Genomic DNA, 16220 nt, shown 5'->3' with positions numbered 1-16220 from the left:
AGAGGGCTATTTAAAATAGCCCCAATTGTTCTTCGTCGTCTTTCTTCGGTGTCAGATCTATCTTGCTTCCGATCTCCAGTTGATCTTCAGAATCGGTATCGGAATCCTCGGAATCTTCCGATTCCTCAGACTTGGTAGCCGCTGATTCGATAAGCTGAATTTCTTTGACTGGATAGGCGCTGAGTTTATTACCTATGGCTTTCCAACCCTTCACATCAATAAGCATCTCGAGATCATACTCTAATTGCTCCTCTTCTTTTCCCTTCATTACAGTCACAATCACCTGTGCCTGGGAATCGGTCGTCACCACTTTGAGATAAGACTGCTTATGATCCGATATAAAGTTAAATCGCTTATTCACCGTCGTGGTCTCTATTAGGAATCTCTTGACGAAGTGAGTCTTGGTGGCACCGTCGTAATAAATAGCAGAAATGACTTTTTGAGGATCAAATTTCTGAATCAATACGACCTCATTTGCTTCATATCGGTTGGTTAATTCAAAGCTTGTGAGCTCATAGTCGCCGTTTTTATAGCACACCAAAATCTTATCGTCTCCAAGGAAGTTTCCTATCAATCTGCCCCGTTGATCCGTATTCAATCGGCCAACAGATGGATCATAGTACACATTCAATCCTCCTAAGGTGGATTTTCCTTCCATCTTGAATTGGATTTTACGCACCGGATACTTCGTTAATATATTTCCGCCTGCACCTCTTCCTTTGATCTCGATTTCCGCAAAATCAAAGTCAAAAACCTTTACCCTTGCTTTGGCACCTTGGGTTAAATAAACAGTGACTGTTTCTGCTTCTCCATTTGGATTCGCTGTAAGGTAAAGCACTTTAGATCCTTTGGTTCCTTTGGTCAGATCATATTCCTTATCTCTGGTAATCCCTCCTACCTGGAAGCGCTTGACCATGGTTCGGCCAGAGGTTCCATCCAGGTAGATCAGATTGTAAGTCATCCGCTCGTCATTCTTTCGAAATACACCTACGAACAAGATGTCCTTACCCATGAAAAGCTTTTCCTGGATTTTGGAGACCACCATCTTTCCGTCCCTGCGGATGGCGATGATATCATCCAAATCTGAGCAGTCACACACAAACTCGTCCTTCTTCAATCCATACCCAACAAACCCATCGGTCCGGTTGACATAAAGTTTGGCATTGTTGGCTGCTACCACAGCTGCCTGAATAGTATCGAAGGCACGGATTTCGGTCTTTCGTTCGCGACCTTTTCCATACTTATCCAGCAGATTCTGATAGTACGCAATGGCAAAATCAGTCAGGTGTTTTAAGTTGTAATTCACCTCCTTCAATTCCTCTTGAAGACGCTTCATCAGTTCGTCTGCCTTGAAGGCGTCAAACTTCGAAATCCGCTTGATCTTGATTTCGGTCAGTCGAACCAAGTCTTCCTGGGTGATTTCCCTGTAAAAATCAGGTTTGTAAGGCTCGAGACCTTTATCAATTGCTTCCAAAACAGCCTCCCAAGTCGTACATTCTTCAATGTCACGGTAGATTCGGTTTTCGATAAAGATTTTTTCCAAAGAGGAGAAAAGCAACTTCTCCAAAAGTTCTCCTTTTCGGATTTCCAATTCCCTTCGTAGTAGTTCCTTGGTCTGCTTGGTGTTGTATTCGAGAATTTGATTGACCGTGAGGAACACCGGCTTTTCTTCGATAATCACACAGGCATTAGGAGAAATAGACACTTCACAGTCTGTAAAGGCATAGAGTGCATCTATGGTCACATCCGGAGAAACTCCCGGCGCCAATTGGATCTGGATTTCTACATCCTTGGCCGTGTTATCCACCACCTTTTTAATCTTAATCTTGCCCTTGTCATTGGCTTTTAGGATGGAATCAATCAAGGAATCAGTAGTTGTTCCATACGGTATCTCCTTGATTAATAAAGTCTTGCTATCTTCCTCTTCAATTTTAGCTCTAACCTTGATCTTCCCCCCTCTTAAACCTTCCTGATAATCTGAAAAATCAGCCAAGCCTCCTGTCATAAAATCAGGAAGGACATTCGTCTTGTTCCCTTTCAGAATCTCGATAGAGCCTTCGATGAGTTCACGGAAGTTGTGGGGAAGGATTTTAGTAGAAAGTCCCACTGCAATTCCTTCCACTCCCTGGGCAAGCAAAAGCGGAAATTTGACCGGCAAAGTGACCGGTTCACGTTTCCTGCCATCATACGAAAGCTGCCACTCGGTAGTCTGTGGATTGAAAACTACTTCGAGTGCAAATTTGGAAAGTCTAGCCTCAATGTATCGTGCTGCTGCAGCACCGTCACCGGTACGTACATCACCCCAATTTCCTTGAGTTTCGATCAGAAGTTCTTTTTGACCCAAATTCACGATAGCATCACCTATAGAGGCGTCACCGTGGGGATGGTATTGCATGGACTGTCCGATGATGTTGGCCACTTTGTTGAATCGCCCATCATCCATTTCTTTCATGGCGTGCAGAATCCTACGCTGAACAGGCTTCAGGCCGTCTTCGATGGCAGGAACAGCTCGCTCCAGGATCACATAGGATGCGTAATCCAAAAACCAGTCTTTATACATGCCCGTCACCGGGATGGAATCGTGCAAACTTTCGTCTGCGCCTTCGGCTAGATTAGTTTCGTCGCTCATTTAATTCTTCCAATATTTATTCGAAAGCAAGGATTACTTCTTTCTTGTGGAATTTCTTATTTGAATTGGGCTTTTGATTCATGAAAATTCAAAGCCATTTTGTGTGCTTAAGCGGCCTCTGTTTCTTCTTCTTCTTCTTCTTTTTCTTCTGTCTTTTTCGGGTCATCGAGTGCCAAATCTTTTTCAATTCTTAGGTTGTCGATGATGAAATTTTGACGGTCTGGCGTGTTTTTACCCATGTAGAAAGTCAGCAAATCAGAGATCTTGGTGTCCTTGTTCAGGATGATGGGGTCCAATCGGATATCCTCACCGATAAACTTGCCAAACTCTTCCGGAGAGATTTCCCCCAATCCTTTGAATCGGGTGATTTCAGGTTTATTACCAAGCTTATGAATTGCCCGTTGCCTCTCTTCGTCTGAATAGCAATAGATCGTTTCCTTCTTGTTTCTTACCCGGAAAAGTGGAGTATCGAGGATAAACAAGTGCCCGTTTTTCACCAAATCCGGGAAAAACTGGAGGAAATAGGTCATTATCAACAAGCGGATATGCATGCCATCCACATCCGCATCGGTGGCAATGACGATCTTTCGGTAACGGAGATTTTCAATCCCGTCTTCGATATTCAAGGCATGCTGAAGGAGGTTAAATTCCTCATTTTCATATACCACTTTTTTGGTCATGCCAAAACAGTTGAGCGGCTTACCACGAAGAGAAAAAACCGCTTGAGTCTGCACATCCCGGCTTTTGGTGATCGATCCGGAGGCCGAATCACCTTCGGTGATAAAGAGCATCGTCTTGTTTTTGATGTCTTCGTCGCCTTTAGGATCGTCGTAGTGGACACGACAATCTCTAAGCTTTTTGTTATGAAGATTGGCCTTTTTCGCTCGCTCATTTGCCAGCTTTTTGATACCGGAAATTTCTTTTCTCTCCCGCTCAGATTGCAAAATCCTCTTGAGCAAGGCATCAGCGGCAGCTGGATTTTTGTGCAGGTAGTTGTCCAGCTCGGTTTTGATGAAGTCATTCACAAAAGTCCTCAGTGTTGGGCCATCCGGTCCGATGTTTTGAGAGCCGAGCTTGGTCTTGGTTTGGGATTCAAAGACGGGCTCCTGAACCCTCACAGCTATAGCTGCCACCACTGATTGACGAATATCGGAGGCATCGTAATCTTTTTTGTAAAACTCGCGAATGGTCTTCACGATCGCCTCTCGGAAAGCGGCGAGGTGCGTCCCCCCTTGAGTGGTGTACTGTCCGTTGACAAAGGAATAATATTCTTCACCATAGCTTCCGGAGTGGGTCAAGGCGACTTCGATGTCATTTCCCTTAAGGTGGATTATGGGATATCGAATGCTTTCCTCATCTACCTTGTTAGAAAGCAAATCGTAGAGCCCTTTGTCAGAGAAATACTTCTTGCCGTTGTAATTGATGGTCAGACCGGCATTGAGGTAAGCATAATTCCAGATTTGATTTTCGAGATATTCGGGGATAAAATGGTAGTTTTTGAAAATCGAAGCATCCGGAGAGAAGGTAACCCGCGTTCCATTTCGCTCAGAGGTTTTATCCACTGGAGGGTCATTGACTAGCACCCCTTTTTCGAATTCTGCCATTTTGGTCTCTCCGTCCCGAAAAGACTGAACTTTGAAAAAATCAGAGAGGGCGTTCACAGCTTTGGTACCGACCCCGTTTAGCCCTACAGACTTTTGAAAAGCTCCGGAATCGTATTTTCCTCCGGTATTGATTTTGGAAACACAGTCGATCACTTTTCCCAAAGGGATGCCTCTACCGTAATCTCTTACCTCTACTTTATGTTCGGAAATTTTAACATCGATGGTTCGTCCGTGCCCCATCATGTGCTCGTCGATGGAGTTGTCCAGGATTTCTTTTACCAATACGTAAATCCCGTCATCCTGGGCGCTTCCGTCTCCCAACTTTCCGATATACATCCCGGGTCTGAGACGAATATGCTCCCTCCAATCTAGGGATTTGATACTGTCTTCGGTATATTTTACTGGTTCTGCCATAAGTCTAAATTAGGAGCGCTGAACAGATTTGAATTTTCCCACAAGCAAAACAAACAACATCACCACCCATACAAAAAGTAAAGAAGGCATCAGGAAAAACCAAAAACTAAAGGAGCTGGCGGCGATTTCTTCCTGATTATTGATGGCATGAACATAAAAAACCAAGAGCCCTAAACTCAAATTGATCAATGCGCCAAATGAATAAAACCAAGCCAAAATGTAATCTCTGTAGGGATCTCCAACCGGAAAAATCCGATGCATTTTTTTGTTGGTTTTGGTCTCCAGGGATTTTGGAGTAAAGAGTGTAGCCGCATTGAAAATCAAAAATGTAGCGATCATCGCGTAAAAGAAAGTCCCTTTTTCCCAATCCCTATTCACTATTCCGGTTTCATCCACGCTGATACCCACTTGCTCGGGCATCGCCGAATAGAAATACAATAAGAAGAAAACAAAAGCCAATATGCTTACGAAATAGAATGCTTTTCCGAATCTGTAATACATGAAATGAGTGATTGAACGTGCTAATATAACCGATTTGGATAAACCTTCGGGGCTTTCTTCATGTTCGGAAAGTGTCAAAGAATGTCAGACTATTCAAAGCCTTGATCCAAATCAGTGAAGATCAAGTTTCTAATCTTGACTTCCTGAATTCAACCCGGACTGAAAATTCTAAAATTTAGATTTCCGGAAAATTTCAACCGATCTTTGTTACACAATTCAATTTCTATGCGATTTATCCAGCTTGCGTGTGCACTCCTTTTCGTCACTAGTCTAAACTCCTGCAGTCCCAAACTGGATGCGGGAGCTATCAACCTTGAAAATTGGAAAGCAGACCGATATGGATGCAAAGGTCTTCGGATGCAGGATTTGGAAGAGCTCGAACAAATCAAAAACAACTTTTTAGGCGCTGATAACCAATCCTTAATCAAAACATTTGGCCGTCCTGACCGAGTCGAGCTGGTAGATAAAAGTCAGAGCTTTTTCTTTTACTTTCTCGAACCAAGCGGTGATTGTGAAGGCATAAAAAGTGAAAAAGAACCGCTGAGGGTTCTTTTTCGGATGAATGCATTGAGTAAAGTATCTGAGGTTACGATCACAACCCTGAATCCATAAAACAGAGCGCTGCCGCCCCGAGGGTTCCGGCGTTGTTTTCCAGTGTAGCTTTCTTCAGCCTCAAATCTTTCACATAATAGGGTGTAAGGAATTTTCGGGTATTATACTCGATCGTTGGCATCATAAATTCCAGTCCGGCAGAAATTCCCCCACCGAAATACACATCGGTGACATCGAGTATACGAATAGTGGACACAATAGCCTCACTGATGATCTCGGCGACTTCTTTGAAAACCATCAAGGATACTTCATTTCCGGCCTTGGCAGTATCGACAAGGAGGTGAGTACCCAATTCTTTTCCGACCAACTCACCTGCTTTTTCAGGATAAGCAGCCACCAAGTTTGCCATGATTCGAAGAATCCCATTTCGGCCAATCAAGGTCTCCAAGCCGGCATTTCCTCTGGAAAGCATGTGACCCATTTCAAGGGCATTTCCGCGGGAACCTTTAAAAACCTCTCCATCCAAAACCAAAGCACTTCCGATACCTGTGCCCATGGTGATGAAAAGAAAGTTGGCAGATACATCCCCTTTTCCATAATGGAATTCACCGATAGCAGCTGCCGCAGCATCATTTTCCAAATAAAAGTCGTGCTTTGGATATTTCTCTTTAAGACTTGCCTTCAAAGGAAAATTATTCAAATCTGGAATGGCAGGGATCTCCAAAGGAGTCATTCGATCCTTGGTAATCATCCCGGGAAGGCCGATTCCTACCTTTCCCACCTGAGGATATTTGGCTAAATATTTTCCGATTACATTGACGAAGTTGGGGCCAAAGCCATCCGGATGTTCTCTATATTGAGTGGTGTCTTCTTTCTGAAAGTCAAGCATATTGCCTTCCTTATCCACTAATCCGATTTTCAGGTGAGTTCCACCCACATCTACTCCTAGAAAATGAGTATCCGATGCTTTCATAGTTATTTTGATAGGTTTGATTGCCAAAAAAGCAAAACTATTGCTTCACTTCCTATAATCTTTGCCGATCTCGTAAAAAATTTTGGAGACAGCAGGACAGACCAGGGTATTTTTCAAAGTGAGGTCTAAAATACCGGCCATGTTTTTTCGGTCAGTATGGGGATATTCCCTACAGGCCTTTGGCCTATCCTCGTAGACCAAGCACTTATTGTCCTCACCCAAAAAAGAACATGGGGCGGAGTTCAAGACAAAATCACCGTCCTCATCTCGATGAAGATAGGTATCTAAGAATTGACTGCTTTTCATGCGGAAAGTCTTTGCCAGGCGGTCAATGTCTGTTTGGATAAAAATAGGGCTTGTAGTCTTGCAGCAATTGGCACATTCCAGACAGTCTATCTGCGCAAATACTTCCTCATGGAGGAGATGAAAGGATTCATCCAAATTCTTTGGTTTAAGTTTTTTCAGCTTTTCTTTAAGCTTTTTGTTGGACGTATATTCCGATTTACTTTCCCTGGAAAACTTTTCAAGATCTATTTTCAATTATACAAGGATTTGAATTTCAATTATTTGTATCATTTTCTTAACTTATACTTTCACAAAACCCAGATAGCCATGAAAATCCATCCATCCGAGCTTTATTTCTACCACAGCTCAATGCAACCTATCGATAAGCAAACCAGAGCTTATGCAAAATCCATTGCTAGGTTTGTGAATGAAATTGATTTGATCCATGAAAGATTGACCGCTACTCAATGGGATCAAATTTTACTCAAGCTAAATCTACGGGCAAAGGACCTGCTCAATCGAGCGCACCCTGATTACCAAAGGCTTATTGCCGGAAAAGATTGGGATGAAGAAGGTTGGCTAAACATCCTAGTCAATTATCCTTACTTGATTAAAGCTCCGATAGCCCTTTTCCGAAATCGTGCAATTCTTTGTAAGACTCCGACAGATATCCTCAAATTGGATTAGTCCCTGCTTAGGGAGATTCCGTCTTCCCGAATGACAATCTCCCTGGCTTTATATAACTGTCCGATGCACTGCTTGAAGTGTTTTTTGCTCATGCCTAGCAAACTTTTGATTTCCTCTGGATCGGACTTGTCGTGCAAGGGTAAAAATCCCTTTTCTTCCAAAATTTGGAGGATTTTTTCCGCTCCTTCTTCATATTTTTCCCTTCCTGTAGGCAGCAGTTGAAGATCGATTTTGCCGTCATCTCTACGTTTCTTGACCCACAGTTTTCTGCGCTCTCCAATTTCTAAAGGCTGAAAAACCTCATTTGCGTAAATCAATCCTTCATAGCGATCTTCAAGTAAAACTTTATATCCCAATTCCGTTTTTTCAAAAATCAAACCTTCACAGGCATTCCCAGGCTCATAATCTTTGGGAGCAGGATAGATAAACTCACGGTACTTACTCACTCCAATCAGACGGTCTGTTTTGTAATCAATACAAACTCTTACCAAATACTTTTGACCCGGAGTCATTGGCTTAGCTATTTCGGAATTGGGCACAAAGAGATCCTTAAGCAAACCCCAATCCATAAAGGCGCCAAACTTGGTTACTTCCTTGCATTCCAAGACGGCAAATTCATCCAACAAAGCTTTTGGGCGATCAGTGACAGCCACTGGTCTATCCTCGCTGTCTGTGTAGACAAAGACCTCGACTTCATCCCCTATATTCTCCTCTCCTTTCAAATATCCTTTTGGAAGAAGCACTTCCCCTCCGTCACTAAGGGCTAAATAGGCACCAAAATCTGTAAATCTGTTTATAGGAAGTTTGCTGATCAGTCCAAGTTCTTTCATGATTCAAAGGTAAAGATTAATCCTGTCCCAAGAATTGAAAATTTCCGACAAACAAAGTCAGGAATGAAGGGTTGGAAATTGGAATTGGCTAGGCTTAGGCTTAGTTTTGGACACTTCAAAAATGGCTTAATCGCCATATCAAACCCAAATATTAACGTTTTTCACTCGAAATAAGACAGTTATGAAAGCAATCTCCGTCATCGGTTCCGGTACCATGGGAAATGGTATCGCCCATGTGTTTGCACAACATGGGTATCATGTTTCTTTGGTTGATATTTCTGCCGCTCAGCTGGAAAAAGCTATTACCACTATCTCCAAAAATATGGATAGACAAGTGAGTAAAGGAACTCTTTCTGAATCAGAGAAAGTATCTGCTCTGGCAAGAATCATCACTTTTACCAGTCTGGAAGACGGAGTAAAAAACGCTGACCTTGTGGTGGAAGCTGCTACTGAGAATATGTCCCTCAAGTTGGATATCTTCAGACAATTGGATCAATTCGCCCCTTCTTCCGCCATATTGGCTTCCAATACCTCCTCCATTTCAATTACCAAAATTGCTGCCGTCACCAAAAGGCCTTCTCAGGTGATAGGGATGCACTTCATGAATCCTGTACCGGTGATGAAATTGGTAGAAGTCATCAGAGGATATGCCACCTCTGACGAGGTTACCGAAATCATCATGGACCTTTCCAGGAATCTTTCCAAAGAGCCTGTAGAAGTCAATGATTATCCCGGATTTGTGGCAAACCGTATTCTCATGCCAATGATCAATGAAGCGATTTACACGCTGTATGAAGGGGTGGCAGGGGTTTCTGAGATCGATACAGTGATGAAGTTGGGTATGGCCCATCCGATGGGTCCACTCCAATTGGCTGATTTTATCGGATTGGATGTATGCCTTTCTATTTTGAGAGTACTTCATGATGGATTTGGCAATCCGAAGTATGCTCCCTGTCCACTTTTGGTAAATATGGTTGAAGCCGGATTTAAAGGAGTGAAAACTGGCGAAGGTTTTTATCAATACACACCGGGGAGCAAGGATTTGGTCGTATCTCCAAGATTTTCCAAGTAATTAACATTCAAAAAATGCATTTAGCAGTATCCGGAAATATAGGAAGCGGGAAAACCACGCTCACCGAAAAGCTAGCCAAACACTATGGTTGGAAAGCGGAATTCGAGGCCGTTGACGATAATCCCTATCTGCCTGATTTCTATGAGGACATGAAGCGATGGGCGTTTCACCTTCAGGTTTACTTCCTTAATTCCCGCTTCAATCAGATCAAGAAAATTCAGGAAAGCCCCATTCCTACCATTCAGGATCGCACGATCTACGAAGATGCTTACATCTTCGCAGCCAACCTGTATAAAAGCAAACTCTTGACCGAAAGAGATTACTGGAACTATCGAAGCCTATTTGATTCCATGATTTCCCATGTCAAAGCTCCGGACCTTTTGATTTATCTGAAGGCAGATATTCCAAAGCTGGTAGGTCAGATCGAAAAGCGTGGCAGAAGCTATGAGACAGCCATGCGAATCGATTATCTCAAAAACCTGAATTCCCATTATGAGGATTGGATTGGCAATTACAGGGAGGGAAAACTGCTGATTGTAGATGTGAACGATTTGGATTTCGTGGAGCGACCTGAGGATTTTTCCTTCATTGTCGAGAAAATAGAGAGGGAAATGTTTGGGCTATTTGCCTGATTTTCATAAGCAAAGGGATTTCATTTGAAGTCCCTTTTTTCATTTAAAAGTCAGAATTCATAAATCCGAAATCCGACCTCCGAAATCAAAAATTCGAAATCCCACTCATCCCAACTTCCTCATCAGCCAGTTGAAAATCACTGCCCGCTGTTCTTCTTTTGGGTTAACCAACAGTTGGTCCAATCGCTTAAGCGAGCCACCCGTCATCAGCGTTTCAAAGGGATTGAGCCGGAGGAGTTTGTACCCATGAATCCGGGTTTGCAGGTCAGTCTGAGCGCTGTTATAAGCCAAAAGTTTCCATCCGGAAGCCCCGTTTCCTGAAAAATCTCCCGGTTCAGAGGCTTTTCCAAACAAATTCCCAGCAACTGGAGGTCCGGACCAAATACGTTGCGGCATCCCGGATTTAAGGGCTTCTTTTTCAAAGGTTCGGCAAAGTCTTTTATAACTTTCGACAAATGGAAAACTTAAATCCTGATACATTCCGGAGCGAAAAGTGCTGAGCCTGTATCGGTTAAAATGGAGTTCTTCATCCCAAAGAATCAACTGCCGCCCGATTTTGAAATCAAACCTCAACTTTTCCAGCAATGGAAAAGAACCATTTCCCCCTAGTTCAGCGAGAATTTCCTTTAGCCAACTTTTCCCTTTCTCATCAAGATAATTGGGCACGACCTCCAGATCAAACTGCCAGTCATATTCCGCCCCGCCTTCTCTGAGAATCAGGTCCAACTGCCGGGTCATCAAATGCTCCATTGCTTTAGGTATTTTCCCTGAGAATTTCCCAAGTATGGTCAGCCAAAAGCTTCACTTCTGCCACAAAATGGGCCCAATCTTTTTTCCTTCCCCACTCTTCGGGTGCAATCATGCTCATGAAGTCTGTTCCATCAGCTTTTTGGTACAAAAAATACCGATGATTGATCAAAGGTTCGAATGCAATCGAAGCTCCGTAGATCCGTTCTGACACTTCCACCCTGGCCTGGATTTTTTTCGCCTGATCTGCCAAAAGCCTCATTTGCTCATAGATTTGAGCCATTTGCATATCGGTTTGGCTATGCATGGCAGCGACGGCGCGACCGGTGATTTTTCCTTTATCTTCAGGCTTGATAAGGGCACTGCCTGAATGATGAGCGTAAGGAAGAGTACCCGGATTTTCCGTAGTCTTTTCCTTCATCAGGTCCAGATCAAGTTTATCAACGTCTATTTTTTTTCCTGTCATTTAGCTGGAGATTCTACTTCGTTGGAAATTCTTTCCTTGAGATTGCCTTTGGAACCCGGGAATGTGGTTCTTTTGGAAATGTCATAGCTCACATACAGGATGATCAACATGAAAATGATAAACAGAGCCAAGAAGATCTTCTTATTTTTTTGCATGAAATTCTATCTTTCGGAAGGCAAAATTAAGCATTGAGTAGTTTTAAAGGGAATCCTATCAAAACTCATTTATAGAAATGATGCATTTTGAAAATTGTTTTTAAATTTATCGAATTCCTTCAAAAACGGATTTTTATCACTCTTTACGAATTTTACCCGACTATGTATCAACTCATCAGCGAACAGTCCATATATCAGTATTTTGGTGATGATGATCCGGAAATGATCCGTGAAATGATTCAGATCATTTTAGACACCAATATCAAAGACTTAAAAGAGTTGGATGCCTTTTATGAATCGGGAGATTTTGCTTCTATTAAGAAAAGATGTCACAAAGCCAAGCCAAGTATGAGCTACATTGGCGCGATCAAAACCAGGAAAATGCTGGAAGAAATAGAAGCTAATCTGGAAGGTTCCAAACCTTTAAATGATACGCTTCAATCTCAACTGAAAACCATTGAGGCTGAACTCGGCACCTTCCTTTCTGGAATCAACTAAGTACGATCACCCAAATAAACTTACCTTATGCAGCGGAAAATTTTCCTCCTGCCTGTACTCTTTTGTTATTTCACACTAGCACAGGCCCAATCTTCCCTTTCTGTCGATTACATTATGAGGGATCCCAAATGGATGGGTACCTTTCCCAGCGCTCCGTTTTGGAGTGAAGACAGCAAGCAGATCTTTTTCAAATACAATCTCGAAAATGATCCGGCTGATTCGCTTTACAAAGTGAACCTGAGTACTCCTTCAAACATTTCAAAAGTCCATTGGCCTGAAGAAAAATCCCTCCGAAAAGAATTGGCTACGTTCAACAAGGACGAAAGCCTCAGACTTTTCAAAGAAAAAAATACTATCCTGCTCGAGGACAGAAAAAAAGCCACCACCATATTTCTTTTTGACTGGTTTGACCCCATCAGCAATCTTCAGTTTTTGGCCAATGAAAATCTGATTTCGTTCAATTCGGGCAGCAATATTTACATTTTTGACCGCGGCTCAAAAACCATCCGGAAAGCCACCAAAATTGTAAGTGGACCCAAACCTTCCGGCACCGGAACGGCACAAAATCAAAAAGCTGGATTTCTCGAATCAGAGAATCTTTCGCTTCTTCAGGTTGTCCGTGAACGAAAAGAAGCCCAACAAAAATCAAAGGAATATCGCGAGGCGATCAAAGAAAAGTCTGAGGATTTTATCTTCTACACAGAAGGAAAAAATCTTTCCAATCTTCAGTTGAGTCCCGATGCCAGTTTTGCCACTTTTTCTGTTTTCACTCCGGTAACTAACAAAAACACAAAAGTACCAGACTACACTGCGGCTTCAGGCTACACCGAAGACCTGAATGCCAGACCAAAAGTGGGCACACAGCCAAACAAGGTCGAAATCGGAATCTATGATCTACGGCGTGATACCGTCTATTATGTCTCTACCTCCAATCTTCCGGGAATCAAAGATTTACCGGATTATGTAAAAGACTATCCTGAGAAAACTTGGGAAGAAAAAGAAAGAGATCTAACCCTTTCCGGCCCTTATTTCTCACCTGATGGCAAGCGCGCCATTGTTCAAGCTCGTTCCTTTGACAATAAAGATCGGTGGATTGCTGAGGTCAATCTGCAAACCGGAGAGCTCAAAAACTTGGATAGACAGCGGGATGAGGCATGGATTGCCGGCCCTGGAATAGGTTGGGCTTTTGGAGGAGGGACTTTGGGGTGGCTTCCTGATTCCAAGCATATCTATTTTCAGTCTGAAGCAACAGGATATTCCCACCTTTATCTTTTAGATATAACTACCGGAGAAAAGAAAGCCCTGACTTCAGGAAACTATGAGGTATTTGACCCTTTTCTTTCCAAAGACAGAAAATCCTGGTATCTGACTACCTCTGAGGTTGATCCTGGAGAACGGCATTTTTACCGCATGCCGGTGATGGGAAAAAAAATGGAAAAACTCACTTCCATGACAGGGGATAATGCGGTGGTTCTTTCCCCTGATGAAAAGAAATTGGCTATCATCCACTCCTACTCTAATGTTCCGGCTGAACTCTTTGTACAAGACAACAAAGTCGGTGCTACACCACAAAAACTGACCTCCGGCCAATCAGAAGAATTTAAAGCTTATGCTTGGAAAGATCCTCAGATTGTAAGATTCCCTGCACAGGATGGTGCACAGGTTCCTGCCCGCCTTTATCTTCCGGATCCGACTAAGAAAAACGGTGCAGCCGTGATTTTTGTCCATGGCGCAGGCTATTTACAGAATGTGCATAAGTGGTGGAGCAGCTATTTCAGAGAGTATATGTTTCATAATCTTCTGACCGACTTGGGGTACACAGTTCTGGATATTGATTATCGGGCTTCTGCAGGTTATGGAAGAGATTGGAGAACAGGCATCTACAGACACATGGGAGGAAAAGACCTTTCTGATCAGGTGGACGGAGCCAAGTACTTAGTTGCTCAGCATGGTGTTGATGCCGGAAAAATCGGGATCTACGGTGGCAGCTATGGCGGATTCATTACCTTGATGGCATTATTCAATCATGGAGATGTCTTTAAATCTGGCGCGGCGCTAAGGTCAGTCACCGATTGGGCGCATTACAATCATGGATACACCGCCAATATTTTGAACACTCCAGAGGAAGATCCAATTGCTTACCGTCGCTCCTCTCCGATCTACTTTGCTGAAGGATTGAAGGGGAATTTATTGATCGCTCACGGGATGCTGGATGTCAATGTGCACTTCCAAGATGTGGTCAGACTGGCGCAGCGCCTGATCGAACTCGGCAAAGACAACTGGGAAATGGCCGTATACCCAGTAGAGGATCATGGATTTGTGGAGCCAAGTTCTTGGGCTGATGAGTACAAGCGTATTTTGAAATTATTCAATACCACCCTTTTGGAAGAATCAAAATGAAATCGTCAGGAATAGTATCCATTACTCTTTCGCTCACTGTTCTTTTCTTCTCTTGCGGAAAAAAAGAGCAGCCCTCCACTCCTAAAGTTGGCCTGATCGCAGAAAAAGCCATGGTGGTGTCTGCACGGGAAGAAGCTTCACAGATCGGACTGGATATACTTAAAAAAGGAGGAAACGCATTTGATGCCATGATGGCTACCGAAATGGCCTTGGCAGTGACATTTCCTTTTGCAGGAAATCTCGGAGGAGGTGGATTTATGGTCTACCGGATGGCTGATGGAAGTGTAGGTTCGATTGATTACCGGGAAAAAGCCCCTATGGCAGCTCATAAGGATATGTACTTGGATGAGAATGGAGAATTTTTATCCCAGCTGAGCACCAAAGGCGCCTTGGCTTCAGGAGTGCCCGGCACAATCGCCGGGATTTTTGAGGCTCAAGCTAAATTCGGAAAGCTGAAGCCTGAGGAGATACTTCAACCCGTAATTGACCTAGCCAGAAATGGGTTTGTAGTAACCAAAGCGCAAGCAGAGCGACTTCAACGAAACCGTGAGTCTTTTATCGAAGTGAATGGTCCCGAGACTTTTTTTGCCAAAGAAATCAAAGAAGGTGATACCCTGAAAATCCCTGTTTTGGCGGCAACTCTTGAACGAATCGCCAAAAACGGCAGGGATGAGTTTTACAAAGGTGAAACTGCCAAAATCCTGGCTCGCCACATGCAGGAAAAAGGCGGGATCATTACCGAAGCGGATTTGGCCACTTATGAAGCCGCTTGGAGAGATCCGATTGTATTTCCTTATCGAGATCTGAAAATCATCTCCATGGAACCTCCCAGTTCGGGAGGAATTACTCTCGCTCAGATCATGAGTATGTTGGAGCCTTTTGATTTGAAGGCTTTGGGACATCACAGTCCTGAATACATCCAACTTCTAGTCGAAGCCGAGCGACGTGCCTATGCCGATCGGAATTTCTATTTAGGAGATCCAGACTTTGTAAAAATACCTGTAAACCAATTGCTTGAACAGGAATATCTCAAGTCGAGGATGAGTTCTTTTTCCTTCGAAAAAGCGACCAAATCGGAAGAAATCTCAGAAGGTAAGATCGCTTTTGCGGAGAGTATGGAGACGACCCACTACTCCATCGTAGATGCAGAAGGCAATGCGGTTTCGGTCACCACGACCCTTAATGGTGCCTATGGTTCCAAAGTCTACATTGATGAATTGGGCTTTTTTATGAATAACGAAATGGACGACTTCAGTGCAAAGCCTGGCGTTCCCAACATGTTTGGATTGATCGGTGCCGAGGCCAATAGCATCGCCCCGGGAAAAAGAATGCTCAGCTCTATGACTCCTACCATTGTAGAAAAAGGCGGAAAGCTCTGGATGGTCGTCGGTACTCCGGGCGGTTCTACGATCATCACCTCTGTACTTCAGACCATCCTGAATGTGGCCGAATTTGGAATGGGAATGCAGCAAGCCGTGGAGTCACCCCGATTCCATCATCAATGGCTGCCGGACCTTGTCAATTTCGAACCCAACTCCTTTGATTCCACTTTGATCTCCAAACTCAAATCACGGGGATACCTAATTAATGAAAATAACAGCCCCATCATCGGAAAAGTAGATGCGATCTTGGTTTTGCCAGACGGCAAATTGGAAGGTGGCGCTGACCCCCGTGGAGATGATAAGGCCGCAGGTTTTTAAATGTATGTGGTGAATGGTAAGGGGTGAGTAGTTTTGATTCGACCTCTTGCTATTCATCTTGATCCATCCAGAAAA

The 16220-nt window shown here is 43.5% G+C and carries 16 protein-coding genes; 7 read left to right on the top strand and 9 right to left on the bottom strand.

Annotated features, from left to right (window positions below):
* Positions 1-10: 10 nt before the first annotated feature.
* The 3 genes from DDT91_RS04815 to DDT91_RS04805 all read right to left on the bottom strand — a co-directional run bounded on the left by DDT91_RS04815 (position 11) and on the right by DDT91_RS04805 (position 5148).
* Positions 11-2629 carry a DNA gyrase/topoisomerase IV subunit A gene (locus DDT91_RS04815; RefSeq protein WP_187175000.1) on the bottom strand — a complete coding sequence of 873 codons (2619 nt, stop codon included), beginning with the start codon at positions 2627-2629 and terminating at the stop codon, positions 11-13.
* Positions 2630-2736: 107 nt separating this feature from the next.
* Entirely contained in the window at positions 2737-4647 is a 1911-nt protein-coding gene (locus DDT91_RS04810; protein WP_187174999.1) for a DNA topoisomerase IV subunit B, read from the bottom strand.
* A 9-nt stretch (positions 4648-4656) separates the two neighbouring features.
* Positions 4657-5148 (bottom strand): DNA topoisomerase IV, encoded by a 492-nt coding sequence (locus DDT91_RS04805; RefSeq protein WP_187174998.1) that lies wholly within the window; start codon positions 5146-5148, stop codon positions 4657-4659.
* 225 nt (positions 5149-5373) lie between these two features.
* Between DDT91_RS04805 and DDT91_RS04800 the strand changes: the two genes are divergently transcribed.
* Complete coding sequence (locus DDT91_RS04800; protein ID WP_187174997.1) at positions 5374-5760, top strand: hypothetical protein; 387 nt, start codon at positions 5374-5376, stop codon at positions 5758-5760.
* On the opposite strand, the gene DDT91_RS04795 is transcribed toward DDT91_RS04800, so the two are convergent.
* Complete coding sequence (locus DDT91_RS04795; RefSeq protein WP_187174996.1) at positions 5741-6673, bottom strand: ROK family protein; 933 nt, start codon at positions 6671-6673, stop codon at positions 5741-5743. The two genes, DDT91_RS04800 and DDT91_RS04795, sit on opposite strands and share 20 nt — an antisense overlap.
* Before the next feature lie 45 nt (positions 6674-6718).
* Positions 6719-7207, bottom strand: coding sequence for a YkgJ family cysteine cluster protein (locus DDT91_RS04790; RefSeq protein ID WP_187175105.1), 489 nt, complete (start codon positions 7205-7207; stop codon positions 6719-6721).
* 78 nt (positions 7208-7285) lie between these two features.
* Between DDT91_RS04790 and DDT91_RS04785 the strand changes: the two genes are divergently transcribed.
* On the top strand, positions 7286-7645 hold the full coding sequence (locus tag DDT91_RS04785; RefSeq protein WP_187174995.1) for an arsenate reductase family protein: 360 nt from the start codon (positions 7286-7288) through the stop codon (positions 7643-7645).
* Here the strand turns inward: DDT91_RS04785 and DDT91_RS04780 are convergent.
* Positions 7642-8475: a S1 RNA-binding domain-containing protein gene (locus DDT91_RS04780; RefSeq protein ID WP_187174994.1), complete on the bottom strand. Its 834-nt coding sequence runs from the start codon at positions 8473-8475 to the stop codon at positions 7642-7644. The two genes, DDT91_RS04785 and DDT91_RS04780, sit on opposite strands and share 4 nt — an antisense overlap.
* A gap of 181 nt (positions 8476-8656) precedes the next feature.
* Here DDT91_RS04780 and DDT91_RS04775 point away from each other — a divergent pair, with 181 nt between their 5' ends.
* A complete protein-coding gene (locus DDT91_RS04775; RefSeq protein WP_187174993.1) occupies positions 8657-9547 on the top strand; it encodes a 3-hydroxybutyryl-CoA dehydrogenase in 891 nt (296 codons plus the stop codon).
* A 14-nt stretch (positions 9548-9561) separates the two neighbouring features.
* Positions 9562-10179 carry a deoxynucleoside kinase gene (locus tag DDT91_RS04770; protein WP_187174992.1) on the top strand — a complete coding sequence of 206 codons (618 nt, stop codon included), beginning with the start codon at positions 9562-9564 and terminating at the stop codon, positions 10177-10179.
* Between the two features lie 105 nt (positions 10180-10284).
* On the opposite strand, the gene DDT91_RS04765 is transcribed toward DDT91_RS04770, so the two are convergent.
* From DDT91_RS04765 to DDT91_RS04755, 3 genes are read right to left on the bottom strand one after another with little or no spacing between them, the layout of a single operon-like run.
* A complete protein-coding gene (locus tag DDT91_RS04765) occupies positions 10285-10929 on the bottom strand; it encodes a hypothetical protein (protein ID WP_187174991.1) in 645 nt (214 codons plus the stop codon).
* A gap of 4 nt (positions 10930-10933) precedes the next feature.
* On the bottom strand, positions 10934-11392 hold the full coding sequence (locus DDT91_RS04760) for a DUF2452 domain-containing protein (protein ID WP_187174990.1): 459 nt from the start codon (positions 11390-11392) through the stop codon (positions 10934-10936).
* Complete coding sequence (locus DDT91_RS04755; protein ID WP_187174989.1) at positions 11389-11547, bottom strand: hypothetical protein; 159 nt, start codon at positions 11545-11547, stop codon at positions 11389-11391. The genes DDT91_RS04760 and DDT91_RS04755 overlap by 4 nt, the downstream gene beginning before the upstream one ends.
* A gap of 162 nt (positions 11548-11709) precedes the next feature.
* On the opposite strand from DDT91_RS04755, the gene DDT91_RS04750 reads away from it, so the two are divergent.
* Genes DDT91_RS04750 through ggt form a run of 3 tightly spaced genes read left to right on the top strand, consistent with a single transcriptional unit; the run spans position 11710 to position 16145 of the window.
* A complete protein-coding gene (locus DDT91_RS04750; RefSeq protein WP_187174988.1) occupies positions 11710-12045 on the top strand; it encodes an Hpt domain-containing protein in 336 nt (111 codons plus the stop codon).
* A gap of 27 nt (positions 12046-12072) precedes the next feature.
* On the top strand, positions 12073-14445 hold the full coding sequence (locus DDT91_RS04745) for a prolyl oligopeptidase family serine peptidase (protein WP_187174987.1): 2373 nt from the start codon (positions 12073-12075) through the stop codon (positions 14443-14445).
* On the top strand, positions 14442-16145 hold the full coding sequence (gene ggt, locus DDT91_RS04740; RefSeq protein ID WP_187174986.1) for a gamma-glutamyltransferase: 1704 nt from the start codon (positions 14442-14444) through the stop codon (positions 16143-16145). The genes DDT91_RS04745 and ggt overlap by 4 nt, the downstream gene beginning before the upstream one ends.
* Positions 16146-16220: the final 75 nt, after the last annotated feature.

The organism is Algoriphagus sp. AK58 (genome assembly GCF_014324365.1).
In the GTDB taxonomy this organism is placed as follows: Bacteria; Bacteroidota; Bacteroidia; order Cytophagales; family Cyclobacteriaceae; genus Algoriphagus.
The sequence above is the reverse complement of the archived record's forward strand: the minus strand, read 5'-3'. Positions and strand labels throughout refer to the sequence as shown.

Bases quoted from the DNA above. Each gene is read 5' to 3' on its own strand.
- DDT91_RS04815 (WP_187175000.1), bottom strand. From the start codon at position 2,629: ATGAGCGACGAAACTAATCTAGCCGAAGGCGCAGACGAAAGTTTGCAC.
- DDT91_RS04810 (WP_187174999.1), bottom strand. From the start codon at position 4,647: ATGGCAGAACCAGTAAAATATACCGAAGACAGTATCAAATCCCTAGAT.
- DDT91_RS04805 (WP_187174998.1), bottom strand. From the start codon at position 5,148: ATGTATTACAGATTCGGAAAAGCATTCTATTTCGTAAGCATATTGGCT.
- DDT91_RS04800 (WP_187174997.1), top strand. From the start codon at position 5,374: ATGCGATTTATCCAGCTTGCGTGTGCACTCCTTTTCGTCACTAGTCTA.
- DDT91_RS04795 (WP_187174996.1), bottom strand. From the start codon at position 6,673: ATGAAAGCATCGGATACTCATTTTCTAGGAGTAGATGTGGGTGGAACT.
- DDT91_RS04785 (WP_187174995.1), top strand. From the start codon at position 7,286: ATGAAAATCCATCCATCCGAGCTTTATTTCTACCACAGCTCAATGCAA.
- DDT91_RS04780 (WP_187174994.1), bottom strand. From the start codon at position 8,475: ATGAAAGAACTTGGACTGATCAGCAAACTTCCTATAAACAGATTTACA.
- DDT91_RS04775 (WP_187174993.1), top strand. From the start codon at position 8,657: ATGAAAGCAATCTCCGTCATCGGTTCCGGTACCATGGGAAATGGTATC.
- DDT91_RS04770 (WP_187174992.1), top strand. From the start codon at position 9,562: ATGCATTTAGCAGTATCCGGAAATATAGGAAGCGGGAAAACCACGCTC.
- DDT91_RS04765 (WP_187174991.1), bottom strand. From the start codon at position 10,929: ATGGAGCATTTGATGACCCGGCAGTTGGACCTGATTCTCAGAGAAGGC.
- DDT91_RS04760 (WP_187174990.1), bottom strand. From the start codon at position 11,392: ATGACAGGAAAAAAAATAGACGTTGATAAACTTGATCTGGACCTGATG.
- DDT91_RS04755 (WP_187174989.1), bottom strand. From the start codon at position 11,547: ATGCAAAAAAATAAGAAGATCTTCTTGGCTCTGTTTATCATTTTCATG.
- DDT91_RS04750 (WP_187174988.1), top strand. From the start codon at position 11,710: ATGTATCAACTCATCAGCGAACAGTCCATATATCAGTATTTTGGTGAT.
- DDT91_RS04745 (WP_187174987.1), top strand. From the start codon at position 12,073: ATGCAGCGGAAAATTTTCCTCCTGCCTGTACTCTTTTGTTATTTCACA.
- ggt (WP_187174986.1), top strand. From the start codon at position 14,442: ATGAAATCGTCAGGAATAGTATCCATTACTCTTTCGCTCACTGTTCTT.